Origin of the sequence: Leptolyngbya sp. FACHB-261, from assembly GCF_014696065.1 — a bacterium.
GTDB lineage: Bacteria > Cyanobacteriota > Cyanobacteriia > FACHB-261 > FACHB-261 > FACHB-261.
The window spans coordinates 343,528-366,650 of the sequence record NZ_JACJPL010000018.1 but is presented as its reverse complement, the minus strand read 5'-3'; the positions used below and the strand labels follow the sequence as shown (position 1 = coordinate 366,650).

At 51.8% G+C, this 23,123-nt stretch carries 26 protein-coding genes and 1 pseudogene; 11 read left to right on the top strand and 16 right to left on the bottom strand.

Annotated features, from left to right (window positions below; translation table 11 throughout):
- Positions 1-29 precede the first annotated feature (29 nt).
- The 4 genes from msrA to H6F94_RS32915 all read right to left on the bottom strand — a co-directional run bounded on the left by msrA (position 30) and on the right by H6F94_RS32915 (position 2,345).
- Positions 30-722 carry a peptide-methionine (S)-S-oxide reductase MsrA gene (msrA, locus tag H6F94_RS11010; RefSeq protein ID WP_313949264.1) on the bottom strand — a complete coding sequence of 231 codons (693 nt, stop codon included), beginning with the start codon at positions 720-722 and terminating at the stop codon, positions 30-32.
- A gap of 274 nt (positions 723-996) precedes the next feature.
- Positions 997-1,641 carry a Uma2 family endonuclease gene (locus H6F94_RS11005; RefSeq protein ID WP_190802258.1) on the bottom strand — a complete coding sequence of 215 codons (645 nt, stop codon included), beginning with the start codon at positions 1,639-1,641 and terminating at the stop codon, positions 997-999.
- 199 nt (positions 1,642-1,840) lie between these two features.
- Positions 1,841-2,053, bottom strand: a complete 213-nt coding sequence (locus tag H6F94_RS32920; protein ID WP_277878045.1) for a Uma2 family endonuclease — start codon at positions 2,051-2,053, stop codon at positions 1,841-1,843.
- Between the two features lie 19 nt (positions 2,054-2,072).
- Positions 2,073-2,345, bottom strand: a complete 273-nt coding sequence (locus tag H6F94_RS32915) for a PDDEXK family nuclease (RefSeq protein ID WP_277878044.1) — start codon at positions 2,343-2,345, stop codon at positions 2,073-2,075.
- A 284-nt stretch (positions 2,346-2,629) separates the two neighbouring features.
- On the opposite strand from H6F94_RS32915, the gene H6F94_RS10995 reads away from it, so the two are divergent.
- Complete coding sequence (locus H6F94_RS10995) at positions 2,630-3,190, top strand: GerMN domain-containing protein (protein ID WP_190802257.1); 561 nt, start codon at positions 2,630-2,632, stop codon at positions 3,188-3,190.
- Positions 3,191-3,275: 85 nt separating this feature from the next.
- Here the strand turns inward: H6F94_RS10995 and H6F94_RS10990 are convergent, their stop codons facing one another.
- Positions 3,276-3,572 (bottom strand): type II toxin-antitoxin system RelE/ParE family toxin, encoded by a 297-nt coding sequence (locus tag H6F94_RS10990; protein WP_190802256.1) that lies wholly within the window; start codon positions 3,570-3,572, stop codon positions 3,276-3,278.
- Between the two features lie 8 nt (positions 3,573-3,580).
- Positions 3,581-3,829 carry a type II toxin-antitoxin system ParD family antitoxin gene (locus H6F94_RS10985; RefSeq protein WP_190802255.1) on the bottom strand — a complete coding sequence of 83 codons (249 nt, stop codon included), beginning with the start codon at positions 3,827-3,829 and terminating at the stop codon, positions 3,581-3,583.
- A gap of 233 nt (positions 3,830-4,062) precedes the next feature.
- On the opposite strand from H6F94_RS10985, the gene H6F94_RS32910 reads away from it, so the two are divergent.
- Entirely contained in the window at positions 4,063-4,185 is a 123-nt protein-coding gene (locus H6F94_RS32910) for a hypothetical protein (protein ID WP_277878043.1), read from the top strand.
- Between the two features lie 40 nt (positions 4,186-4,225).
- Here the strand turns inward: H6F94_RS32910 and H6F94_RS10980 are convergent, their stop codons facing one another.
- From H6F94_RS10980 to H6F94_RS10970, 4 genes are all read right to left on the bottom strand, one after another.
- Positions 4,226-4,792 carry a Uma2 family endonuclease gene (locus H6F94_RS10980; RefSeq protein WP_190802254.1) on the bottom strand — a complete coding sequence of 189 codons (567 nt, stop codon included), beginning with the start codon at positions 4,790-4,792 and terminating at the stop codon, positions 4,226-4,228.
- Between the two features lie 163 nt (positions 4,793-4,955).
- Positions 4,956-5,441, bottom strand: a complete 486-nt coding sequence (locus tag H6F94_RS32250) for a DUF4351 domain-containing protein (RefSeq protein WP_242041100.1) — start codon at positions 5,439-5,441, stop codon at positions 4,956-4,958.
- A 51-nt stretch (positions 5,442-5,492) separates the two neighbouring features.
- Positions 5,493-5,921, bottom strand: a complete 429-nt coding sequence (locus H6F94_RS32245) for an RpnC/YadD family protein (RefSeq protein WP_242041099.1) — start codon at positions 5,919-5,921, stop codon at positions 5,493-5,495.
- Positions 5,922-6,192: 271 nt separating this feature from the next.
- Complete coding sequence (locus H6F94_RS10970; RefSeq protein WP_190802253.1) at positions 6,193-6,381, bottom strand: hypothetical protein; 189 nt, start codon at positions 6,379-6,381, stop codon at positions 6,193-6,195.
- A gap of 236 nt (positions 6,382-6,617) precedes the next feature.
- On the opposite strand from H6F94_RS10970, the gene H6F94_RS10965 reads away from it, so the two are divergent.
- Positions 6,618-7,097, top strand: a complete 480-nt coding sequence (locus H6F94_RS10965) for a hypothetical protein (RefSeq protein ID WP_190802252.1) — start codon at positions 6,618-6,620, stop codon at positions 7,095-7,097.
- A gap of 283 nt (positions 7,098-7,380) precedes the next feature.
- Here H6F94_RS10965 and H6F94_RS10960 read toward each other — a convergent pair whose 3' ends face one another.
- The 4 genes and pseudogenes from H6F94_RS10960 to H6F94_RS10945 all read right to left on the bottom strand — a co-directional run.
- Positions 7,381-7,848, bottom strand: a complete 468-nt coding sequence (locus H6F94_RS10960) for an acetyltransferase (protein ID WP_242041098.1) — start codon at positions 7,846-7,848, stop codon at positions 7,381-7,383.
- Between the two features lie 214 nt (positions 7,849-8,062).
- Entirely contained in the window at positions 8,063-8,794 is a 732-nt protein-coding gene (locus H6F94_RS10955) for a class I SAM-dependent methyltransferase (RefSeq protein WP_190802251.1), read from the bottom strand.
- Positions 8,795-8,932 carry a hypothetical protein gene (locus H6F94_RS10950; RefSeq protein WP_190802250.1) on the bottom strand — a complete coding sequence of 46 codons (138 nt, stop codon included), beginning with the start codon at positions 8,930-8,932 and terminating at the stop codon, positions 8,795-8,797.
- A 1-nt stretch (position 8,933) separates the two neighbouring features.
- Positions 8,934-9,152, bottom strand: a pseudogene (locus tag H6F94_RS10945) (transposase); the annotation flags it as partial.
- 235 nt (positions 9,153-9,387) lie between these two features.
- Between H6F94_RS10945 and H6F94_RS10940 the strand changes: the two are divergent.
- Both H6F94_RS10940 and H6F94_RS10935 read left to right on the top strand, forming a co-directional pair.
- Positions 9,388-10,590: an FAD-dependent monooxygenase gene (locus H6F94_RS10940; RefSeq protein ID WP_190802249.1), complete on the top strand. Its 1,203-nt coding sequence runs from the start codon at positions 9,388-9,390 to the stop codon at positions 10,588-10,590.
- Between the two features lie 86 nt (positions 10,591-10,676).
- Complete coding sequence (locus tag H6F94_RS10935) at positions 10,677-11,927, top strand: FAD-dependent oxidoreductase (protein WP_190802248.1); 1,251 nt, start codon at positions 10,677-10,679, stop codon at positions 11,925-11,927.
- Between the two features lie 270 nt (positions 11,928-12,197).
- Here H6F94_RS10935 and H6F94_RS10930 read toward each other — a convergent pair whose 3' ends face one another.
- Together H6F94_RS10930 and H6F94_RS10925 are read right to left on the bottom strand one after the other, a co-directional pair.
- Positions 12,198-12,842, bottom strand: coding sequence for a response regulator transcription factor (locus H6F94_RS10930; RefSeq protein WP_190802247.1), 645 nt, complete (start codon positions 12,840-12,842; stop codon positions 12,198-12,200).
- Positions 12,839-13,981: a sensor histidine kinase gene (locus H6F94_RS10925; RefSeq protein ID WP_199320338.1), complete on the bottom strand. Its 1,143-nt coding sequence runs from the start codon at positions 13,979-13,981 to the stop codon at positions 12,839-12,841. The genes H6F94_RS10930 and H6F94_RS10925 overlap by 4 nt, the downstream gene beginning before the upstream one ends.
- A gap of 25 nt (positions 13,982-14,006) precedes the next feature.
- Here H6F94_RS10925 and H6F94_RS31650 point away from each other — a divergent pair, with 25 nt between their 5' ends.
- From H6F94_RS31650 to H6F94_RS10900, 6 genes are all read left to right on the top strand, one after another.
- Entirely contained in the window at positions 14,007-14,282 is a 276-nt protein-coding gene (locus tag H6F94_RS31650) for a hypothetical protein (RefSeq protein ID WP_199320337.1), read from the top strand.
- 156 nt (positions 14,283-14,438) lie between these two features.
- Complete coding sequence (locus H6F94_RS10920) at positions 14,439-15,689, top strand: HlyD family efflux transporter periplasmic adaptor subunit (protein WP_190802245.1); 1,251 nt, start codon at positions 14,439-14,441, stop codon at positions 15,687-15,689.
- Between the two features lie 203 nt (positions 15,690-15,892).
- Complete coding sequence (devC, locus tag H6F94_RS10915) at positions 15,893-17,131, top strand: ABC transporter permease DevC (protein WP_190802244.1); 1,239 nt, start codon at positions 15,893-15,895, stop codon at positions 17,129-17,131.
- A 13-nt stretch (positions 17,132-17,144) separates the two neighbouring features.
- A complete protein-coding gene (locus H6F94_RS10910) occupies positions 17,145-17,840 on the top strand; it encodes a DevA family ABC transporter ATP-binding protein (RefSeq protein WP_190802243.1) in 696 nt (231 codons plus the stop codon).
- Positions 17,841-18,215: 375 nt separating this feature from the next.
- Entirely contained in the window at positions 18,216-18,437 is a 222-nt protein-coding gene (locus H6F94_RS10905; protein ID WP_190802242.1) for a hypothetical protein, read from the top strand.
- A 297-nt stretch (positions 18,438-18,734) separates the two neighbouring features.
- Entirely contained in the window at positions 18,735-23,120 is a 4,386-nt protein-coding gene (locus H6F94_RS10900; RefSeq protein WP_190802241.1) for a PAS domain S-box protein, read from the top strand.
- Positions 23,121-23,123: the final 3 nt, after the last annotated feature.

Here is a 23,123-nt window from a genome sequence, read left to right as displayed (position 1 = left end):
TCGCTTAGAGGGGTAATTGCTCCAGGGGTTTACGGCTTGTGCAGGTCTGGAAATTGCTGCTTGAGCTGCTTGAGTTGAGGCCGGTCATGCACGATGACATAAGGATTATTAGGATTGCGGGCGACGAAATTTTGGTGGTAGGGCTCAGCGGCGTAGAAGCCGTTTAGGGGCGCAAGCTGGGTCACAACCGGGCTGCGGAAGACTTGGGCTTTGTTAAGTTGAGCAACGTAGGCTTGGGCGACTTGCCTCTGCTCGTCGTTGGCAAAGAAGATGGCTGAGCGGTAGGCTGGGCCTTGGTCAGGGCCCTGGCGGTTCAGTTGGGTTGGGTCGTGCGCGACTGAGAAGTAGACCTTGAGCAGCTGAGCATAGGAGATCTGCGAGGGGTCGTAGGTGATTTGCACTGCCTCGGCATGTTCTGTGTCGCCAGCGCTGACCATCTCGTAATTGGCAGTCGCGGCACTGCCACCGGAGAAGCCAGTGACAACCTCGGAGACGCCTTTGAGATGTTCAAAGACGGCTTCCATGCCCCAAAAGCAACCTCCGGCGAGAACGGCTGTTTGCCTTTGCGCTCCAGAGGTTGGGGGATTGACGGCTGGGTCGGGTAAGGACGGGCTGGATGAACTGGACCCGGCGAAGGTGAGGGCAGCTGCAATGCCCAAGGGAAGGATGGCTAAGCTGAGCACGAACGGACGAAAGAGGATGAAACGTTGATTTTCCTTCACTGGTTTTAGCTATGAACTTAATAATCCCAAGCTAAACGAAGATTCTGAAGCTCAGGTGAGTTTTGGCTAAGAGTTTTAGATAAGAGAGTTTTAGCTAAAAGATAGAGAATAAGGCGGCTTTACTGATTAGTTCTAAGCAAGCTCTTAAAGTGGATCAACTAAATGGCTAACCAAGTGGGCCAGGTGAATTTCCTACCCGGTTGATTCAAGATCGATGAGGTGAAGTACCGGAACAAAACACTCAGGTAAAACGCTATATTTCGGTTTGCTGAATTTAAGCTTGCTGAAATTGGGTGAGCAACCAGGCACCAACAGTTGATTGGTTAGTTTGACGACTGCGGCGTAGAGCTTCTGCGAGGATTGCGATGGTGAGCCCTGGTAGGACTTGCGATGTCTCAATTTGTTGGGAGCCGCGCTCACTGATCGCATAAGCAACAAGCTGAGCATTCCGAACATCAATAACCCAATATTCCCTGACCCCTAGGTTTTCGTAGAGCGCTCGTTTGATACCGAGGTCGTCTAGTAAAGAGGTTTTAGCAACTTCAACAACCAAATCAGGCGCTGGATATTGATTAAGGTTAACGATGTTAGTGCTGGGTGGGATTGCTTGTGCTTTGGCTCCGATGTAACACGAGAGGTCAGGTTGACATTCTTGGATGCCAGCTTTGCGGTAGGTGCAGTTATCGGCCTGGGTGAGGGGAATCTGTTTGAGGACAGCAAATAAGTTAATGGCAAAGGCAATGATGCTGTGATTGGTGCTGTGATCAAACCCAACAGGAAGCATTTCAACTCTCATGTGTCCCCGGTAATAGTACCCTTTTGCCTTCTCGTAGGCAGGGGCTTCGATGATCTGGAGATACTCGCTCCAGGGAGCAGCTACCCAAGTCTCTATCTGTGGTTTGGCTTCTAGGGGACTCATTGGCTTGCGCTGGGATTGGGGCTCTGGAGTTGGAGGCTCTGGGATTGGGGTAGTTCCAGTGTAGGGTGCTCAACGCTTTACGGTAGCTAAGCGCAATTCACGGCTGTCATGACTATCAGTTCAGAGTGGTCGATTCAATGGCAATCCGGCTTGGAGAAAGACTTGCTGAGCAGTTAGTTGGAGTCTTGGAAACTGTGGATCAGTGAGGGCAATTTGCTCTGTGTAGATGCGAGGGGGAGCATCGGGATAAAACACGGTGATGCTTCTTAAAAGGGGGATCGACAATCCAGACCCTCAGCACGCCTGCACTCAGATAATCAGTTGCTTTTTGGGTCATTTCGCCGAAGGTCTGGCCTGGGGAAATGATTTCAATGACGAGTTCAGGCGCGATGGGACAGGCTTCGTCAGCCATCCAATCAGCGGCAAGGCGCTCATACGAAATATAGATCAGGGACGGGCACCCAGGGTTTACCGGCACGGGTCAAAGCAACTGCCCATTCAATCCGCACGCGTCCTTGTTGAGCCCACGGGCTAAGCAGCCCAAATAAAGCGCCTGTGAGCGAGCTATGGAAGAATTTGGGAGACGTTTCAGGCGATTTGAATTTCGGGACAGCCTGACCATCGACTAGCTGATAGAGGACATTACCTTCTGGTAATGCCAGGAATTCCTCTAGGGTCAGCTGTTGACCGATGGCCTGAACCATAAGCGTTGCTTTTGAGTTGAGTAGGGGGTTGTGTTAAGTATAGTGTTCAGCGCTTTTGGCTATTAAGAAAGTTCAAGTGTGTCAACGCGGGTAGCTAGAACGAGTGGTCAGAACGGGTGACAGTTTAGCCCGCTTGGGTGAGGCAATGAGCTGCGGTTTTTGCGAAGATGTTGGGCACTTGGAAGGAACTGTAGCTGAGAGTTGCTATTAAACTTAAGGGCCTGATTTGTTTAATAGCAACTGCTTAGAAGTGGGTTCGCTTCATCGATGAATGGAGTTATCTTGTGTTGCTGAATTGGAATTCTGCTGGATCATCAACTAGCTTGTGGCAGTTTGACCTGAAACTGAGGTTGTTGCTGCTAGCTGTGCTTTTGGGTTGGGGGAATTGGAGTGCGCAGGCAAAGGCTGAGCCATCGCCGGTACCAATGATGCGGCAGGTGCAGGTTTTCTTTCCAACTAACGCAAGTGGGGGGAATGACTTTACCCAGACAAGACCGGTGCGGCGCGATACGCCTGGTTTAAGGGTGGCTCAGTTTGCGGTTGAGCAACTGATTGCAGGACCGACGAGTGGAGAACAGCAACAGGGTCTGCGTTCAGCAGTGCGTTTACAGGGAAGTTCCAATTGCGGACGAGATTTTGCGCTGGCTATTTCTGGCAGAACTGCGAGGCTGCGGTTTTGTCGGCAGGTTGTCTCGAATGGAATTGGCGATGATGCACGGGCCATGAGTGCGATTGAGGCTACTTTGCGACAGTTTCCGACGGTGAATCGTGTGGTGATTTTGAATCCGAACGGCGATTGTCTTGGGGATGAGAGTGGTGAGAATCGTTGTTTGAGGAACCCGTAGCTATATCGAACCCTTTGCAACAATTGTGCCAGCGCTTTTTGGAGTGCACCCTCGTTAGAGAAAATTCGACAACATTTAAGAAGATTCAATCCTGCCTAAAAATTGCCTCAATGTCGCGTGATCCTCGTAGAACTCGAATGACATCAATGCCGTTCTCAATCTCTCGGTAAAACACTACGTAGTTACCAATCGGGAAGCTCCTTAATCCGGGCAACAGCTCCTCTTGCCGTTTACCCAATCCTGGATTACGGGCTAGAGTTTGCAGCTTGCTGTCCATCTGGTCCAAAAAACTATCTGCTCGGTCTATGCTGTCGTCTGCAATGAATCCCCAGATATCTAGCAGATCTAGTTCAGCTAATGGGCGTTTAAAGAGGGTCGCCATTACTTTGTCTATCTCTGCTGGTGACGCTGCCGTGCTTTTGTCTTGATTGCCTGGATATCCAACGGGGTTGACTCTCCGCTGTCGAGACCGGCCTGTATCTCTTGCCGCAGTTCCTGCAAGCGGATCTCTTGCATGCGGTCTTTCTCCTGGAGCATCCGTAGTCCTTCGAGAATGACCTCACTGGCAGAGTAGTACATGCCACTGGCAAGTTTTTCTTGAATGTACCGCTCTAACTCTGGTGTCAGAGACACGTTCATGCTTGAGCCCTCCTGTAGTCTGCTAGATCTATTTTTACTGCAATGGCAGTGAATAGCAATTGCTGTCATGGGCCATATTTATCGCCGAGAATAATTGCATCTATAAGGCTAGTGCGGCGCGATACCCCTCATAAGGCAGACGAGATTTTGCGCTGGCTATTTCTGGCAGAACTGCGAGACTGCGGTTTTGTCGGCAGGTTGTCTCGAATGGAATTGGCGATGATGCACGGGCCATGAGTGCGATTGAGGCTACTTTGCGACAGTTTCCGACGGTGAATCGTGTGGTGATTTTGAATCCGAATGGGGATTGTCTTGGCGATGAGAGTGGTGAGAATCGTTGTTTGAGAAATCCGTAGCCTTGAGAAGTTATGCCTTGATTCAAGTTCTAGGAGAACTTCACTGTTCTCTCGGACGTAGTAGCTCTCGAATTGCAATTTTACAGTTTGGAAAAGTTAGAGGTGAGATGGTCTGTTCTTCAGACAAAACAGTCTTGCTTTCATAATCTTTGGGACTGGGCGAACGGAACACATGTAACTGTTGCTCATTTACATCCAAGACCCAGTATTCTGAGATGCCTGATTGGGCGTAGAGAGAAGCTTTGATTTCTAAATCGCGTTTAAGGGTTATATCAGCAACCTCTGTTAGCCAATAGATCTCACTGGGCCTAGGGTGATGATCCTCGTATTCCAAAGGATCAACCCGAACCACTGCAATATCTGGCTCTGGTTCAGAGAAATCATCCAGTTGTACGGGATCTTGCAAACAGATGACCACTTGTTCCCCCAGGCAGCGCTTCAGCAGCCGTTCTACCCGAGTGACCACTGCGCTGTGTGCCGTTCCCTTCGCCGCCATTCTAAAAATTTGTCCTGCCAGCAATTCCACCCGCTCATCTACTGCCAAAATCCCGGTTTCTACCATGCAGTGGTAGTCACGCACGCTGAGTTGGCGGATTTCAGTCAGCATGAACGGTTGCTCCTACGCTTACTCCCGAACAACCCCTTCAGATTGAGGCTCTGTTTTTCCAGTTTGGCACTCTGGACGGACTGCTTCTCCAACTGGTCACAAGCTGTTGCGTCTTGCGTCTGCGCCTGCTGCTCTCCATGAATCAGAAAGAACGAAAGAGAGCTTAACCCTGTTCTTGGGGCAAATCTCGACTGCGCAACCAGTCACGCAAATCCGCTTCGTCAGAGAAATCTAGCAACGCCTCAGCTAGGTCTTCCAGGTGCTCAACTGACAATGACTGGATCACTGTGCGATTCTCTGGCGTCACTGCCCCCAATCGGCGGTTGAGCAAGCGCAGAATCAGCGTTAGGGCTTCCTGTTGTCGGCCTTCTTGCTGGCCCTCTTGTCGGCCCTGCTGAAGACCCTGCTGGAGACCTTGCCGCATCCAACTGGTGACTATCTGCATGACCTGCTCCTGCTGCTCTCGCTCAATCCTACCAAGGCCCTCCTCAAACTCCCTTTCCTCCTCTGGTCCTAGCTCTAGATACATGTCTACAAACCCTGAGATCAGTTGAGTTCGCGCTGGGTCTAGTTCTAGACTCGCCAGCATTCGCAGACACTCTAGCTTCACCACTGGGCGCTCTTGCCGTTCCATGCTCATCTTGGCCATTAAGGCGCTGCTAATCGGGTTCGGTCGCGTTATGAACTCTTGCCAGGGCAGTCAGTTGAGCTGAATCACCCGGTAGTTGAACTCCAGCACTACCCAGCCAGGAAACTCGACCCGATGCTGCTGAGCTGCTGCCTGCTTGGGGGAGTCATATGAGAACAGCACGACTGGATACACTGGCAGCCCATACTGCTCACTCAATCGGGCGAAGTATCGGAACATGCGCTGGCCGAAATCTTTCTGCGGCTGCGCCTGGTGCTCTACATGAATCAGAAAGCAGGAGATCTCGCCTTGGAACTGGGCTCTGACGACTAGGTCGGCTTCGTAGCGCTCGCCTGAGGTGACATCGGTGAACAGTTCTTTGTCGAGAAAGGTGAGGGAGTTGCGTTCCAGGAAGGCTGCTGCATCGGGTAGAAACAACTCTACGAACTCCAGGAAAAAGGTGGATAGGAGTTCTTTGAACAGGCGGTCGTGGTCAGTCATGCGCTGATTTTGCCATGCTGAGTTGCAGCGGTATGGGCGGGAGGATTTGCAGATGAGACTAGTGGATGTCCCTGAGTTTGACTATCAAGCCAAGCTCTAGTTGTCTGCAAGTTCCTGGTGCCTAAGGCCGCGACCCTGCAAAAACGCTTCCGCCTCAGCTAATTGATCTTAAGCAAGGCTCAACAAATTCCCTCAGCTCCAGGCAACCTGATTGCTGTCTTTTCAGCATTCCCCCTCTAGTCCAGGCATTAACACTGAATTCACGCCGGTCTCAAACCAGGATTGAACCCACGTCCTTGAAGGTTGAACCCAGGACGACGACACTTTTACCCAAGACGACGAGGGTCTGACCCACAACGACGACACTTTTACCCACGTTGGCGAAGGTTGAACCGAGAACGACGACACTTTTACCCACGTTGGCGAAGGTTGAACCGAGAACGACGACACTTTTACCCACGTTGGCGAAGGTTGAAAGGTACTTGTACTCATGCCAAACAACTTCGTTGAGGGTTGAAAGGTACTTGTACTCATCGCAAACAACGTTTATCCCAGAATTCTCGGAGAAGCTAATTTGCTAGCTTACTTTTTTCAGGGAATTCCACAAGTTAGTAACCAGTGAAATATGGGCACTAAAAGAAAAGCCTAAGCTAAATGGCTAGGCTAACTGTTATTACTTTAAAGGACCGATTCAGGGTGAATAATAACCTTGTAAGCGCCGAGCTGCCATCGGACGATCTTCAAGCTGTTCTGTCAAATCTCACCAATGTTCGTGAAATACTTTCTTTCCTAGTAGGTTTAACCCCCGCTCGCCGCCGCAGCCTGAGCCGTATGGGTGACAAAACTCGGGCCTTTGTCCATAAAGCTGTTGAGCTGGCTGACCAAAACCCTGAACTCATGCCTCGCTGTTTAGATGTCGATGAAATGCGACGCGACATCAATCTGGTAGAGTCACTTTATCCAATTATGTTGTCTCTGGTTCAACTCCAAGAGCTGGTCGAAGACACCTATTTATTAGCGGGTAGCGAAGCCTATGCTGCCGCCCGTATGGCTTACAACTCAGCTCGTGCCAACGGTAAAGATGCTGGTTTGAATACTGCTGTCGTTGATATGGGACGTCGCTTTGGCCGAGGAGGCCGTAAAAAGCAAGCGGACCAGAAAACAGATCAGAGCTAATCTACTGGTCTTGTTGGTCAACATTGGCCCAAAACTATTGTCATATTTCTGTGAGTCAGTCCGCTTCGGCGGACTTTTCTTTTGGGAAAATTTACCCAGATAAAGATGGATTGCAGAGGTAAATAAAAGAGGTCTGTCTGATGGCAATTGAGCTAACTGGACGGAGATAACCTGTCCAACTTAATGGGTTGCCTTCTGGTTCAGCAATTGAGTTTGGCAATTGGGTATATCGGTTTGTCAGATCTACTCGCTTCTGCAAAATCACATCACTCAATCACATCACTCAATCACGTAAGCGCATATGCAATAGAGGAAACGGCTTGCCCAAGCCATCCAACTCCGAACGCCCTTCTACTTCAAACCCCAGCCGCAGATAAAACCCCACCGCCTGTTCATTCTGCTCATTCACATCAACCTTGGTAGCACCAAGCGCCTTGACCGCATGCTCCAGCAGTCGTCGCCCAACCCCTTGCCCTCGCCACAGGGGATGGATAAATAGCATCTCAACTTTGTCCTCCACCACACCAACAAAGCCAACAACCTGGCCCTGCTCATCACGCGCACAGGCTAGTTCTGCCATCTGGGGAAGGGCATCCTGCACCAATGGCTTGAAGAACTGGATATCCGCTTCCATCAAGAACAGATGCGTGGCGCGGACGGAGGCCTCCCACACTTCGACTAGGCACGGGAAATCTTCTGAAGTGACCAGGTAAACGCCCTCTTGCAATCCCATATCACCCTGCTTACTCATCTAATAGCAATTCTCTAGGCAGAACCCCACCACCTACGGCACCTCCCCTTAGCAAGGGAAGGTCGGGAGGGGGCAAATGGGTAGCGATTGAAAAGTTAGTTGGTATTAGCCAACATTGGCCCAAAACTACTGCCATGTTTCTGTCAGTCAGTCCACTTCGGCGGACTTTTCTTTTGGGCAAATTGACCCAGATAAAGATGAAGAGCTTCCGGAGTCATCTTGGCTTACATGCCGCGATCAATAAAAACAGCGGAATCCGTAAACGCCGCTCATATTCTTCCTCGCTCAAAAAATAGCTCTTTTTAGGACGTGACTCTCGCACATGCTTTAGCTCAAGTCCAGCGTCTGCAACGAGGTTAAAATACTCTTCCAAAGTGTGGTGATACTTCGTGACCTGATTGCCAAGCCATTGGTGCACTCTTGCACCCGGTTTGAAGTAGTTGTTAACCAACCAGGTCGTGCGGCGACCTTCTGCTAAGCTCTCAAAGTTCGATGTAATGACAGGATGCTCGACCGATATAATCACCCGCCCACCAGGACACAGCACCTCATAGATTTCTTGAAACACAGATTCGAGATTTTCAACATAATGCAGTGCCAGCCGCGACGACACCAAATCAACTTGTTCTGTCTGGGCTCGCCATGTTTCTATGCTTTCGTGGCGAACCTGACCAGAGGTGTCTGCAAGCATTTGACGGGCAAGGTCAACCATTGACTGAGAGACTTCAATGCCTGTGTAGGAGCGCGCCCCTTGCAACAGAGCCTCTTTCCCAAACGCAGCATTCCCGCACCCTAAATCAAGAATGTCCAGATTGGTGAGATCACCAGCAAGTTCTAAAAAGAGCGGACGCTCTAGTGTGTCATTGGGGTTATCGGGTCGAGCCCGGTGTGCGAGATAACCCGATAGTAATTCTGAGTTGTCGTAGAAGGCTTTGTCTTCAGGCATTTACTGCAACCAAGAGCATTCCACTAAGAACAGATAAGTGGCGCGGACGGAGGCTTCCCCTACTGTGACTAGTCGCGGGAAATCTCCAGCCACCGGGGAAACACCCTCTTGCAATCCCATATCATCCTGAACACTCATCTTATTTATAAAGAATATTTGTAGAGGGAGTGAGACGACGCAGCATGAGTCGAACGCTGGCTGCATAAACCATCGCTTCACTCATCTGCGGTAGGTACTCGTAATCCTTGCTTAAGCGGCGATAGCGTCCTAACCAACCAAAGGTCCTCTCCACCACCCAGCGCTTAGGCAGTAACACGAAACCGGGCTCGTCTCGTTTGATAATCTCCAACTGCCAGCCGCAGATCTCAGGCACTGATGCCTCAGGGAGCCCCTGATAACCTTTTACTGGGCTGTGCCTTGACCCTGCTCCATGTTCCTAGAGGAAGGCTACCATCGTTAATCAGCGATAATGACTGCTCGAAGGCTATGAGAACCCTAACATAGCTAGCAAATGAAATAGGAAGCCCACTCTGTTTATAAAGCGTCGAAGCTACGTACATCACTCCAAAGACTATTTTTAAGGAGACTGAGAATTGAGCCGAAAGATAATTGTCATTGGCGGCGGAATTGGCGGATTGACCCTAGCGCGTGTGTGCCTTGATGCAAGCATCCCAGTGGAAGTCTATGAAAAGCGGACATTACCTGAAATGCTGTCAGGACCGGGTGGTATTTTCATTCAGCGGAATGCCATGCGGGTTTATCAACTGCTTTGGGACGGGCAACTTTACGATCGCTTCTACCAGCATGGCGGCACGATTCGAGAGGGTGGCTTCTTTAACAAAAATGGAGAACTGCTCTACCTCAATTCGCCAAAATTCGTGCAAGCAGACAACCTGGGAATTTGTTTACTGCGACCGGAATTGCAGCAAATCCTCTACGATGCGCTACCAGAAGGAACGGTAAAAACGGGATGTGTCTTTGAGAACTTTGAGGAGAGTCAAGACACTGTGCGGGTGTTCTTCCAGAACGGCAGCATTGCAGAAGGAAGTGTCTTAGTCGGTGCTGATGGGCTGTATTCCAGTGTGCGGGCGCAGTTGCAGGAAAAAGAGCAATTGGAACGGCCCATCTACAGCGGTACATGCTGCTGGCGGGGATATTTTGAGGCAGCTGGACTACCGCTGGATGAGCGGTACAGTTGGTCAGAATATTGGGGGCAGGGCGATCGCTTTGGCTATTTTGATGTTGGCTCTGGTCGTTTTTCGTTCTATGCCTTCGTCAATACCCCTGCTGGCGGCACTGATGAATTGGCAGGCGGTGCATTGAATGCCTTGCGATCGCGCTTTTCGAGCTATGCCAACCCAGTACCAGCCATTCTCGATGCCCTGAGCGCTCAGCCTATCTACCGCGATGACATCTATGATCGCGAACCGTTGGGACAAACCTGGGGTAGAGGACGAGTCACGCTGATTGGCGATGCCGCTCATCCTGTGCAGCCCAACTTGGGTCAAGGCGGCTGTATGGCTATCGAAGATGCCTTTGAACTGGTCAAACAGCTTATCGTAAGTCATGAAGCGGAGACAGTTCCATCGTTGCTACGACAGTTTGAAGCAAGCCGCTGCGATCGCATTAATCGTGTCTTCACCACCTCCCGTCAAGTGGGTCAACTCGGACAGGCAGAGAATGCAATCGCCTGTTTTATCCGCAACTGGATCTATAAATTGACTCCGACTTGGCTTGCTGATCAGCAGTTTAAGTGGCTATTCGATTACGTTCCGCGCTGGACTAAAGTGAGTTAGGTGGTTCGTAGCCAACTGGAGACTCAAATCAATTCTCAATTTTCGCAAACTCGTTATGCTGTAAAACTTCACCAGATCTCTGGATTATGAATGTTGTCATTGTTGGTGCAGGACCCGCTGGCTTATTCTTAGCCGAGCGCCTGCTCGCTCTCGGCTCAAACTATCGGGTGCAATTGTATGATTGCAACCAAAATCCAACCGATTTAGTGTCAGTTGACAGTCGAGGATTCGGGTTGGGATTAGGGGCAAGAGTGCAGAATTGGTTAAGCAGCATTGAAGGGCTAGTAGAGCAATTAACTGATGAAGGAATTGAGTTTGCACGGGGAGGATTGATCTTAATTCCACGTCGTCAACTCTGTGCTTTACTCCTGCAATCACTGCTTACCCACCATGGTGATCAGGTAGATTCACGACTATCGATAAACTACAACACGTCAGTTATAGAGGTTGATCTCGCTCGCCACCAGATCACGATTGATGGAGAATCTGGATCGCAAACGGTCGCTTACGATCTGCTTGTCGGAGCAGATGGAGTTCATTCCACGATCCGCAGTACCATGATGGTTGCAAAACCAGATGAGATCCGCTTTCAAGAGCGGCAACGTCCCCACGTCTGGAAGGTTCTGCAACTCTCACTAGAGTCAGAACTACAGCAACTGAGCATCATTCGACTACAAACGCGAAGGCCACCTTTTAGTCTTGTTTTTGGTGCCTGTCTACCGCAAAAGAAAGGTCGATACAGCGCGCTGATCTTTTGGCAACCTAGCAGCAGCGATCAGATGAACCCCTGTGGGGTGACAACCCCAGAGGAATTACAGCAATTGTTGCAAGAAATGTCTCCCAAACACTCGCCCAAAATCAAGCTTGATCGCGATCAGGCAGTGGCATTTTTAGCCGCTCAGCCAGGGCATGAATATTGGAGTCAATGTCACTGCTACCATTACTTAGAGGGTCAAGCCGTCTTGATTGGAGATGCAGCGCACGGAATGTTTAGCCTTTTAGGACAGGGGTGTACTGCCGCAATCGCCGATGCCGTTACCCTTAGCACGTTGCTTCATCAGTATCCTGAGCAATGGTCGATCGTTCTACCTCAGTATTCGATGCAGCAAGTTAAAGAAGGCCATGCGGCTTCTGACCTGAGCCTGATTGCCCTCATTTTTTACCATCGTTGGTTAGGTCTTCTTTACAAAGTGGCTACGCTGTTATGGCTCGTCATTTTTAGACAGCCAAGCATCTTTGCTCGAATCAATCAGGTGAATGCTAACTATGTGCAAGTCCTCCACGAAAATCGATTGTGGATATGGCTTGCTAAGAAGATAAAGCCGGTCGAAGACTAAATCAGGAATGCATCTACAAAATGCTAGGCCATGCTAACGTTAGCAAAACGATGAGATTACCCCTGGTCTAGCAGGAGGAATCAGCAGTTCGATGAGTTGCCACTCAGCATCAGAGAGGTCGGTAGGATAAGCTTTACGGCTCATACTGGGGTTAACTACGACTGGCTGCGATACTCCCACCAGTAACGTCTCTTGCTACCACCTCTTCTACTTGTCTCTATGAATCAGCTTTAAGAACACCGGCGTCTAAACTTCAGGCGTTTCTAAACTTTAGGGTTGCGGTTTGTCTAGATGCTTCTGCGCCCATAGCGCTGCCTGGGTGCGGTCGCGTAACTCCAGCTCACAGAGAATGTGGGTGATGTAATTGCGCACGGTGCCATCGCTTAAATGCAGCGTGCGCGCAATTTCCCGATTGCTTTTGCCCTGGCCCAGCAACTGCAACACTTCCAGTTCTCGCTCACTCAAACGGTAGGCGGCTTTCTCTTTCTTGGCTGTGGGCAGTTGGATCTGGGCGAACACCTTGGGCGCAATTGTCGGTCCCAGTTGGCTATGGCCCTGATGCAAGGTGCGGATGGCAGCGGCGACCTGTCTGGCTGGGGTGCTTTTGAGCAGATACCCCAAAGCACCGGCTTGCAACGATTGCCAGATGTACTCGTCCTCATCGAACGTGGTCAAAACCAAAATGCGAATCCAGGGGTAGCGCTGATGGATGGCCCGAGTCGCAGTGACACCATCGCAGACCGGCATGCGCACATCCATCAGAATCACATCGGGCTGGAGCTGGTCGGTGAGGTTGATGGCTTCTTGGCCGTGGTTGGCTTGCCCCACCACCTCCAAATCCTCTTGTAGCGCCAGCAAGGCGGCTAAACCCTGGCGAAACAGAGCCTGATCGTCTACCAGCAGCAGCCGAATCATCGCGGCACAGTCACCTGAATCTGCGTTCCCCGACCGGGGGCCGTGACGATCTTAAGCTCACCGTCCAGGATTTGAACCCGCTCTTGCATCCCCCGCAGGCCAAAGCCCGAGCAGGGTGCAGTCGGATCAAAGCCCTGACCGTCATCGATTAGCTCCAGAGTCACACTGTCCGTGGTGCACCAACTGCGCAGGCCGACCCGAGAAGCCTGGGCATGTTTTTGAATATTGGTTAGCCCTTCCTGCACCACGCAGTAGAGCTGGTGGCTGGTTTGCAGGGGCAGGGGTGGCAGGTTCAGTTTCACTTGCACCCGGAAGGATTGGTTCTGTTGGACCTGTTCCATTAGGGTGCTGAGCGCCTTGTCCAGGTTGAAGTCTGACCGACGCATGGTTTGCAAGGCGCGTCGCACGTCCTGAAGACATTGGCTGGCCAGCAGCTTGGCCGTATCGAGGGCCTGGAGAGCTTTTTCGGGGTTGCGCTGGCGTAGTTCCTGCGCGACTTCGAGCTGGACATCTAGGGTGGTCAGCGTGTGCCCTAGCGAGTCGTGGATATCGCGGGCAATGCGCGTGCGCTCCAGGGTTGCGGCCAGGGTTTCGACTTCTTTGGCTAGCAACTCGGCTCGGCGTCGGCTTTTGCGCTCGGCGACCACCGTAAAGCTCAACAAAGTCACAAACGTGCTGGCCGCCAGATAAGAGCCGACGTTGTTAATGAGGCTGCTAACCAGAATCTGATTGGTATCAGACCAATAGCCAGGATTGGCATGCATAAACCGGATGGCTCGGGGAACTAGCCAAACCAGCGCTACATTCCAGGCAACCCCAGTTGTGATGATCGTAATAATGACTTCTTTGCGCTTGAGCAAGAAGCAGGTTTTGGCAATAAAAACATAGAGAAGAATGTCGAAGGCCATGCCCAAAACAAGCGCAAGCAGGGCTAAGCCAATCTCTAAAACGATATAAGCTCGGCGTTGCCAAAGGGGACGGTCGGCAGGAAAAACCAAGCTGAGTAGCGCAAAGACCCCGAGAAAAACAAAAGCTACGGTATGGGGAACTTTGGCGATTGCCTGCCAATATTGAGCATTATGGTCAATTAACTCGATCAGCAGAGAGATGCCTAGAATTGTCCACTCCACATGACGCACAATGCGCCAGATGGAAGGTGAGGTAATGACTTCATCCGGGCTTGGGCCAGGGTTCGGGCCAGGGTTTGAGCTAGTGTTTGAGCCAGAGTTTAGCCCAGTTCTCCTGCCAGTGCTTGAGCCAGAGTTTGAGCCAGTATCGGGGCCGGTGCTTGCGCTGAGTGCCATAAGCCTGAGTTGCAAAACTCAACAGCAATTCAATAGCAATCCTATGGCATCTGGTCTGACACTGGATGTGACAAATGTCATGGATGTGAGCGTTTTTTGCATGGATCTAGATGACAAGACTCAACTCTATCGCTAGATTTCCTAGCTAGATTAGCAATGATTGAGTTCTTAAGTAATGACTTAATTAAGAACTCAATCAAGGGCCTAATCAAGGGCTCAAGTAGGAACCTAACTAAGGGCTCAATCAGCTACTCAATCAAGTCGCAAGACGATAACCAGGAATTAACCAGTCATGGCCCAACTTCGGCAACTCACTGTCCTTTTAGGCTTGATCGGTCTGTGTGCTGCTTGTGGTGTGAAAGCGCAAAATTCTCCTACTGCGGTCACTGTGGCTCCAGTCGCGGCGGTCGTGGCGTTAGGCCGCATTGAACCTGAGGGCGAGGTGATCAAACTATCGGTTCCCAATGCCCAGGACAGCCGCGTCAACGCCATTTTGGTAAAGGAAGGCGACCGGGTCAAAGCCAATCAGGTGATTGCCATTTTGCAGGGCATTGACCGGCGGCAGGTGGATTTGCTGGATGCCCAGGCGGAGGTGCGCTTGCGGCAGGCGGAACTGGTGAGGGTGCAGCAGGGCGAGGCCAAGCAGGGCCAACTCCTGGCTCAGCAGGCAACGATTGCGCGTCTGGAAGCGCAACTACGAGCTGAGACTAAGCAGAAAAAAGCGGCGATTGCCAGTGCTGAGGCCACATTACGCGAAGCCCAATTGACCTACGAGCGTCGGCAAGCCTTGGTGCAGGAAGGGGCGATTTCGCGGGCCAACCAGGATGAGGCGCAGCGGGACTTGGCAACGGCTCAGGCGGTGCTGGCAGAGCGACAAGCCGATCTGGAGCAGACGATCATGACCCTGCGAGCCGAAATCCAGCAGGAAAGGGCAGAGCTAGCGGAGTTGCGCGAGGTGCGCCCAGTGGATGTCGAAATTGCCCAAGCCCAGCTCTCAAAAGCCAAGCTGGCAGTCGAACAGGTCAGAGCCGATCTGGAAGATGTGCGGGTGCGAGTGCCGGTGGCCGGACAAATTTTGCGCATCAACACGCGCATTGGCGAGCAGGTCAATACCAGTCAGGGCATTGTGGAACTGGCGCAAACCGGCCAAATGTTTGCCGTTGCCGAAGTATCTGAGACAGATGTGAACAAAGTGCGTCAAGGGCAGCGAGCCACGATTACCAGCGAGTATGGCGGCTTTAGCGGTGAGGTGCAGGGCACGGTGGAGCAGGTGAGTTTGCAAGTCGGCAGAAAGATGCTCCAGGGCCAGGATTCTGCGGGCGGTGACGGCGCAGGCAGCCCAACCACTGACCAGAACGAGCGCATTGTTGCCGTCAAAATTCGCATTGACCCGGACGACAACTCTAAAGTGGCCGCTCTCACCAATATTCAGGTGCGGGTCAAGTTGGATCTGGCGTCGCAGAACCCAGCTAAAAATCAACCTAGGGCTCAGCGAAATTCTCAGCCTAGATCTACTGCTGCCATCGCTCAACTGAATCGTTGAAGCGGGTTCTGATTGTGTTTCTAATACCGATCGGAACTCCACCGCCTGCGGCACCTCCCCTTGCTAAGGGGGGGTTGGGAGAGGTCAATTGTTGAGAGCTACAAAGCACGACTCCACTACCTACTTCTCCTCCCCTTAGCAAGGGGAGGCTGAGAGGGGTGATATCTAGCAATTCAAAACTGAGCTGGACCTAAACCTGACTTATGAAACTTTTGCCGTTCGATTTGCCTGCTAAATTGAGTTTCAAATTTAAGCTCAAATCAAATCCCGAATCAAATTCTCAATCGAATTCAAGTGGTGAGCGACCACTGGCTTGGGCACAGTTGTCCCACCAGAAAGTGCGTCTGGCGGTGGCAATGGGCGGCATTGCCTTTGCCAATGTCTTGATCTTTATGCAATTGGGCTTCTTGTCGCTGTTTAGCGGTGGCGCAACCACGCTGCCCAAAAGTATGAAAGGGGATTTGTTTCTGCTCAATCCCAGTGCCGAATTTTTGGGCTCCAATGGCTTTGATCGCATTCGTTTGTATCAAGCAGCCTCAATTGAAGGGGTGGCGCTGACTACGCCGGTCTATATGAGCACGGGGACGCCTTGGGCCTATAGCCAGGAGCATAAATCGTTTGAAGCTCGGGTTTATGCGTTTAATCCTGCTCAGATGGTTTTCGATATTCCAGAGCTAAATCAGCAACAGCAGCAGCTCACGGTTCCTAAGAGTGTTTTGTTTGATCGGTTAGCAAAACCCGATTTTGGCCCGATTCCTCAACTGTTTGCTGAGAAGGGCAGTGTGACCGCGATTGTGAATAACCAGCGCGTCTCGGTGATTGGTTTATTTAGCTTGGGCAACTCCTTCTTTTTGGGCGGCGGTAACTTGGTAATGAGTGAGGCGACTTATGCTGAGCTGTTTGGTGCCAGTCGGCTCAAGCAAGTCAGTGTGGGCGTGGTGACCTTGGAGCCGGGTGCCGATCCAGGGGCGGTGAAAGCAGGCATTGAAAAGTATGTTCCCGGTGTCAAAGCCTATACCCACGAAGAATTAATTGCCAAGGAATTGCAGTTTCAAGAATCGACTGCGGTGGGTCCGATCTTCGGTTTCGGCACGATTATGGGCTTGATTGTTGGCGTGGTAATCGTCTATCAAGTGCTCTACGCCGATGTCAATGATCACTTAGCCGAATACGCCACGCTCAAAGCAATGGGCTACAGCGATTGGTCGCTGCTGGCAGTAATTTTTCAAGAAGCCGGTATTCTGGCGGTCTTGGGTTTCGTGCCTGGGCTCACGGTTTCGCTGTGGATGTATGGCTTTTTGGGTGGCTTAACCCGCTTGGAATTGGTGATGAGTCCTGAGATTGCCCTGACGGTTTTTCTGCTCACGATTGTGATGTGCATGATGTCGGCGGCGATTGCTTCAGGTAAGCTCCGTTCCGCTGATCCAGCCGATGTATTTTAGGGTGAGGTGCTGAATGTCTCCTGTAATTTCAATTCGCGACCTCAACCATGCTTTTGGCACTGGGGCCTTGCAAAAGCCGGTACTAATCGATGTCAATCTCGATATTCACTCTGGCGAAATTGTGATTCTCACCGGTCCCTCTGGCAGTGGCAAAACCACATTGCTGACGCTGATTGGTGCCTTGCGTTCACTGCAAGCAGGTAGCCTCAAGATTCTGGGACAGGAGTTAAATAACACCAGTCAGCGTCAGTTAATCCAGGTCAGAAGTCAGATTGGTTTTATCTTTCAAGCTCACAATTTGCTTAAGTGCCTGAAGGCTTGGGAAAACGTGGCAATCTCGCTCAAGTTGCACAAACAGATTCCAGTGAGTGAGCGCAAACCCCGCGCCGCCGCAATGCTAGAAGCGGTGGGACTGGGCAATCGTGTGGAATATTACCCGGAGAATCTTTCTGGGGGTCAGAAGCAGCGGGTGGCGATTGCCCGCGCCTTGGTGAGCCATCCCCAGTTGGTTTTGGCTGATGAACCGACTGCCGCTTTAGATAGCAAGTCCGGTCGGGATGTGGTCGAGATTATGCAGAAGTTAGCCAAAGGGCAGGGCTGCACAATTCTGCTGGTCACGCACGACAATCGCATTTTGGATGTCGCTGATCGCATTGTGCATATGGAGGATGGTCGCTTGATGAGTGACCGCGCCACTGCTGACAATTGACCAGAACTGACAAATCCCTAGCAGAACATCCCTAGCAAAACGGCTGGCAAAAAACGGCTGGCAAAACCTGAAGCTTTGCCCTATTGTGTCAGCTAGTTCAATATCAAAACGCCGCCTAGGATCGCTAGTACAACCCTAGGCGACTGACCTCTAAGCTGGTTGATCTCCAGCCCACAGGCTACGACGGAGTTTAGCACTCGGTCGGGGCACCCCATACCTTATGTGGGTCAGGCAGGGACCTAGAAATTGAAGCGCCGGGGCAATCTGCAAAGGTTGCCCCTCCAAACCCCATTCACATTTTTCCCACTCACACTTTCCTAGGAGCACAACGCCAATGTGCAAGCTTTTGGCTCAAAAACAGGAGACCCATCTCCTATGAACCAGCCAGCCAAACCCAAATTTGACGACAGCGATTTGAACATTTTGATCGTGCTAATGCAACGCTACGGTCTGTCTACGGTTATCGCTGCCTTAGGTCGTCTCTGTTATCACCAAGCCGAACAAGCCACTGCCCAACAACAGAGCCGCGAAACCATCCGCGAATGGCGCGAGGATGCCAGCATCTTAAACAAAGCCGTGGTTCAGCTTAATCATTAAGCCAATTAACGACTAAACCCCACCGCCTACGGCCCCTCCCCTTGCCAAGGGGAGGTTGAGAATTGATGTCTCCTCCCTTTAGCAAGGGGAGGCCGGGAGAGGTTGGGCTCCTCCTTTTAGCGGGAGGCCGGGAGGGGTAGCAATTCAACTTACTGGGTGCCTCTATCACGTCTTGAAGAACCGCCATACAGGTCCTTACCGTTAGCATTGAATCGGGCTGAAGCATTGCTCTACCAAATGGGCGATTGCGGTGGAGACCTGCTCACTAGAGACTTCTCAGGGTAAGGGCAAGACTACATGACCGATCCGTTGTCCTCTAAGCCTTTCCAGGGCGATGTCCCTTCAGGCGAGGGCTTACTCCACAGTCCTCAGGAAATTACTGAAGCCGATGTCCTGATTACAGCAGCACTGGCGGCTCGTCCGGCCAGACAGCCGGACTTGGCCGCAGAAAACCAAGCGCTCCGAACCCTCGCTCAACACCTGATGGACGACCCGCAGTCCATGCTCAAAACCCTGGTTGAGATTGCCAGGGATCTCTGTCGAGCTGACACGGCTGGCATCAGCTTGTTAGAGACTTTAGCCGATGGCACCACTGCCTTTCGCTGGATAGCCATTGCTGGTGCCTTAGAATTCCTAGAACAAACAACTACGCCAGGCAACTTTAGTCCTTGTGGCACGACGATTCGTTGCGGACAGCCGCAACTCTATGCCCATCCTGAACGCTATTACACCTACTTACACCATCCGCAGTTTCCCATCGTTGAGGGACTGCTTTTGCCGCTCTATGTGAACAATCAACAGCTCGGCACCCTTTGGCTGGTTTCTCACCATAAGCAGCGACAGTTTGACCGGGAAGATCAACGGTTGATGACTAGTCTTTCAGGCTTTACTGCTGCCGCTTTGCAGCGTATGCATCAGCGTCAGAAAGATCAGGACGCCTTGCAGCGAGAGCAAGAACTCCAGACGAAGCAGAAACGAGCCGAAACGTCGTTGCGCCAAAGTGAAGAATTCAATCGGCAAGTCCTGGATAGCAGCGATGACTGCATCAAGGTTTTAGATTTTTCAGGGCGGCTCCTGTATATGAATCCAAGGGGACAGGCCTTGATAGGTATCCAGGACCCGACCTCACTACTCAACTGTTCTTGGGTTGAGTTTTGGCAAGGCGCTGACCGGCAAGCTGCGCTGAATGCTCTTGATACGGCAAAAGCAGGTGGCGTGGGCAGATTTCAAGGTTATTCTCCCACCCTGGCAGGTGAACCGAAGTGCTGGGATGTCAAGCTCACTGCGATTCGGGGGGCAGAGGGGCAGGTTGAACAGTTGTTGTGCATCTCGCGGGACATTACCGAACAAAAGCGTGTTGAAGACGAACGCAAACGGGCAGAATTGAATGCCGAATTTCTCGCCGATGTCAGTCAAGGTCTGATTGGAGCGAGCAGTGTGAGCGAGGTTATCCAAACGGTTGGCGAACACCTCAATCGTTATCTCAATGCTTCCATCTGCGCCTTTGTTGCAATTAACGAGAGGGCAAAGGAAGCAGTAGTGGATTGCGATTGGCATCAGGAGGATGTACCTAGCTTAGTTGGCGTTTATTCCCTGCCTGAGTTTGTCTGTGACCAGTTTTTGCAAGCGATCAAAGTCGGGCAAACTGTCGTTGTTCGTGACGTTGCTGCTCCCTCGTCAATCGTCGACGAACAGAAATTTGCCACCCTGAAAATTGGTGCGTTTATTAATGTCCCTTTAAGTAGAGACAACGAGTGGCAATTTAGCTTTGGTGTCTATCATCAATCGCCTTACAACTGGCGTACCGACGAAATCGAATTGATGCGCGAATTGGCAAACCGATTCTGGATGAAGTTGGAACGTGCCCGAGCCGAAGCTGCCCTGCGCGAAAGTGAAGCCCGCTTCAGGAGCTTTGCCGAGAACAGCAATGATGTCATTTGGATTACTGCTGCTGATGAGTATCGTCTGATTTACGTCAGCCCTTCTTTTGAGCAGGTATGGGGGCGCTCGGCCAGTGAAATCTACACAGACCTAAGCCGCTTCGTTGAATCTATTCATCCTGATGATCGCGAACGCATCCAAGCCGGGTGGCAGCAGTGTATTCAGGGCGGTTTTAGCCAAGAGTATCGCGTGATTCGCCCGGATGGCTCGATCGTCTGGATTCACGATCGCGGCTTTCCGGTCTATGACGACCAAGGCGAGCTACTGTATCTGGCCGGGATTGCCGAAACGATCACCGAGCGTAAACAGTTTGAGCAGGAACGCGAACGGTTTCTCGCAGTCGGTGCAGACTTGCGAGTGATCACTGGCCTGGACGGTTATTTCCAATGGATCAGCCCAACCTTTGAACGCATACTCGGCTGGACCATGGGTGAACTGGTCGCTCATCCCTGGGCTGAGTTTGTCCACCCAGACGACATCAACACCTCTATTTCTGAAATCGACAGTCTTTTTTCCGGCAACCAAACCTTCGCGTTTGAAAACCGTTACCGCCACAAAGACGGCTCCTACCGCTGGTTACTCTGGAATGCACAGCCGTACCCAGAAGAACAGGTGGTTTACGGAGCTGCCGTTGACATCACCGCTCGCAAGCAGGCGGAAGAAGCCCTGCGGGTCTCAGAAGAGCGGCTACAACGGGCGATCGCCATCGAAACCGTCGGCGTGATTTTCTTTAGAACCGAGGGCGTCATTGGCGACGCCAACGATGCGTTTCTGCGCATGAGTGGCTACAACCGAGAGGATTTTGAGCAAGGACGAGTGCGGTGGGACAAACTGACACCACCAGAGTGGATGCCCGCCTCTCACAGAGCAGTCCAGGAGTTTTTAACTCTGGGACGCACAACGCCTTACGAAAAAGAATACATCCGCAAAGATGGGTCACGCTGGTGGGGATTATTTGCCGCATCGCGCCTCAACGGAACGGAAGGCGTGGAATTTATTATCGACATCAGCGAGCGCAAGCGCGTCGAAGCGGAACGGGAACAACTTCTTGCCAAGGAAAGACACTATGCCAACCAGTTGCAGGGACTCACCACCGCAGCCCTAGCCGTCAATTCTGCCCTTTCGGTGGAAGAAGTTCTGCAAGTAATTATCGAGCAGGCCGCTTCGATCATTGGGGCTCATCAATCGGTTATTAGCCTAACTATTGACCAGAACTGGGCTCAAGCAATCAACGCCGTTCACCTGTCAGATAAGTACGCGGCTTGGCGAGACTACGATGAAAAGACAGATGGCTCTGGCATCTACGCTTGCGTGTGCCATCTAAATCGCCCCATGCGCATGACGCAAGCCGAACTGGAAGCCCATCCTAGCTGGCAAGGCTTTGGCAACGCAGCAGACAAGCATCCTCCCATGCGAGGCTGGTTGGCAGCCCCCTTGGTCGAACGAGACGGACGTAACATCGGCTTGATCCAGCTTTCGGACAAATACGGAGGGGAGTTTACTGCCAGCGACGAATCGATCTTGGTGCAGCTTGCGCAGATGGCATCCGTCGCCGTTGAGAATACACGGCTATACGCAGCCGAACAGCAAGCGCGCTCAGCAGCAGAAGCGTCACGGGAAGAAGCAGAGACAGCAAACCGGCTCAAAGATGAGTTTTTGGCAGTGCTATCGCATGAGTTGCGCTCGCCGCTCAACCCCATCTTGGGCTGGTCAAGACTGCTCCAAACCCGCAAGCTAGACGCAGCGAAGACGGCAATAGCTCTGGCCACCATCGAGCGCAATGCCAAGTTGCAATCGGAACTGATTGAGGACTTGCTCGATGTCTCCCGCATTCTGCAAGGCAAGCTCAGCCTCAATGTCACTCCCATCAACCTGGCAGCGACAATTAGAGCGGCACTGGAAACGGTGCGGCTAGCTGCAGAAGCTAAAGCGATTGAGGTGGAGGTCAGCCTGGATGCGAACGTCAGCTCTGTCTCTGGCGATGCCACCCGCTTGCAGCAGGTGGTCTGGAATCTAGTGTCCAATGCCGTTAAGTTCACGCCTAGCGGGGGTCGGGTTGAGGTGCGGCTCGTGCAAGCAGAGCGTCAGGCTCAAATCACCGTTCGCGACAACGGCAAGGGCATTCCTGCAGAGTTTTTGCCCTACGTGTTCGACTACTTCCGGCAAGCGGATAGCGCGACCACGCGCAAGTTTGGCGGTTTGGGTTTAGGCTTGGCGATTGTGCGGCATCTGGTTGAATTACATGGGGGCACGGTTGAGGCAGACAGCCCCGGTGAAGGGCTAGGCGCCACATTTACCGTGAAGTTGCCGCTCATGTCCAAGCAGCCGAGCGTGAACGAGCAGGATGAATTATCCGAGCCCGCGCTCGATTTACAGGGCGTGCAAGTGTTGGTGGTGGATGACGACACCGATACCAGGGATCTCACTGCTTTGGTGCTAGAGCAAGCTGGAGCCAATGTCAGCACTGCAGCATCTGCAGTCGAAGCCTTACAAGCGTTAGCCCAGGCCAAACCAGACATCTTACTGAGCGATATCGGCATGCCAGAGATGGATGGCTATATGCTGCTGCAACGGGTAAGGGCATTAGAAGCAGGCCAAAAGATTCCAGCGATTGCCTTAACCGCCTATGCTGGAGAGTTCAACCAGCAACAAGCCTTGCAAGCAGGCTTTCAGCAGCATATTTCTAAACCCGTAGAGCCAGAGGCCCTAGTCAACGCAATTGCCGCCTTAATCAAGCACTAGAAG

Excerpts from the sequence above, each read along its gene's own strand:
- H6F94_RS11005 (WP_190802258.1), bottom strand. The coding sequence starts at position 1,641 with ATGAGTCCCCTAGAAGCCAAACCACAGATAGAGACTTGGGTAGCTGCT.
- H6F94_RS32920 (WP_277878045.1), bottom strand. The coding sequence starts at position 2,053 with ATGGCTGACGAAGCCTGTCCCATCGCGCCTGAACTCGTCATTGAAATC.
- H6F94_RS32915 (WP_277878044.1), bottom strand. The coding sequence starts at position 2,345 with ATGGTTCAGGCCATCGGTCAACAGCTGACCCTAGAGGAATTCCTGGCA.
- H6F94_RS10990 (WP_190802256.1), bottom strand. The coding sequence starts at position 3,572 with ATGGCGACCCTCTTTAAACGCCCATTAGCTGAACTAGATCTGCTAGAT.
- H6F94_RS10985 (WP_190802255.1), bottom strand. The coding sequence starts at position 3,829 with ATGAACGTGTCTCTGACACCAGAGTTAGAGCGGTACATTCAAGAAAAA.
- H6F94_RS32910 (WP_277878043.1), top strand. The coding sequence starts at position 4,063 with ATGAGTGCGATTGAGGCTACTTTGCGACAGTTTCCGACGGTGAATCGT.
- H6F94_RS10980 (WP_190802254.1), bottom strand. The coding sequence starts at position 4,792 with ATGCTGACTGAAATCCGCCAACTCAGCGTGCGTGACTACCACTGCATG.
- H6F94_RS32250 (WP_242041100.1), bottom strand. The coding sequence starts at position 5,441 with ATGGCCAAGATGAGCATGGAACGGCAAGAGCGCCCAGTGGTGAAGCTA.
- H6F94_RS32245 (WP_242041099.1), bottom strand. The coding sequence starts at position 5,921 with ATGACTGACCACGACCGCCTGTTCAAAGAACTCCTATCCACCTTTTTC.
- H6F94_RS10960 (WP_242041098.1), bottom strand. The coding sequence starts at position 7,848 with ATGAGTAAGCAGGGTGATATGGGATTGCAAGAGGGCGTTTACCTGGTC.
- H6F94_RS10955 (WP_190802251.1), bottom strand. The coding sequence starts at position 8,794 with ATGCCTGAAGACAAAGCCTTCTACGACAACTCAGAATTACTATCGGGT.
- H6F94_RS10950 (WP_190802250.1), bottom strand. The coding sequence starts at position 8,932 with ATGAGTGTTCAGGATGATATGGGATTGCAAGAGGGTGTTTCCCCGGTG.
- H6F94_RS10935 (WP_190802248.1), top strand. The coding sequence starts at position 10,677 with ATGAATGTTGTCATTGTTGGTGCAGGACCCGCTGGCTTATTCTTAGCC.
- H6F94_RS10930 (WP_190802247.1), bottom strand. The coding sequence starts at position 12,842 with ATGATTCGGCTGCTGCTGGTAGACGATCAGGCTCTGTTTCGCCAGGGT.
- H6F94_RS31650 (WP_199320337.1), top strand. The coding sequence starts at position 14,007 with ATGACTTCATCCGGGCTTGGGCCAGGGTTCGGGCCAGGGTTTGAGCTA.
- H6F94_RS10920 (WP_190802245.1), top strand. The coding sequence starts at position 14,439 with ATGGCCCAACTTCGGCAACTCACTGTCCTTTTAGGCTTGATCGGTCTG.
- devC (WP_190802244.1), top strand. The coding sequence starts at position 15,893 with ATGAAACTTTTGCCGTTCGATTTGCCTGCTAAATTGAGTTTCAAATTT.
- H6F94_RS10910 (WP_190802243.1), top strand. The coding sequence starts at position 17,145 with ATGTCTCCTGTAATTTCAATTCGCGACCTCAACCATGCTTTTGGCACT.
- H6F94_RS10905 (WP_190802242.1), top strand. The coding sequence starts at position 18,216 with ATGAACCAGCCAGCCAAACCCAAATTTGACGACAGCGATTTGAACATT.
- H6F94_RS10900 (WP_190802241.1), top strand. The coding sequence starts at position 18,735 with ATGACCGATCCGTTGTCCTCTAAGCCTTTCCAGGGCGATGTCCCTTCA.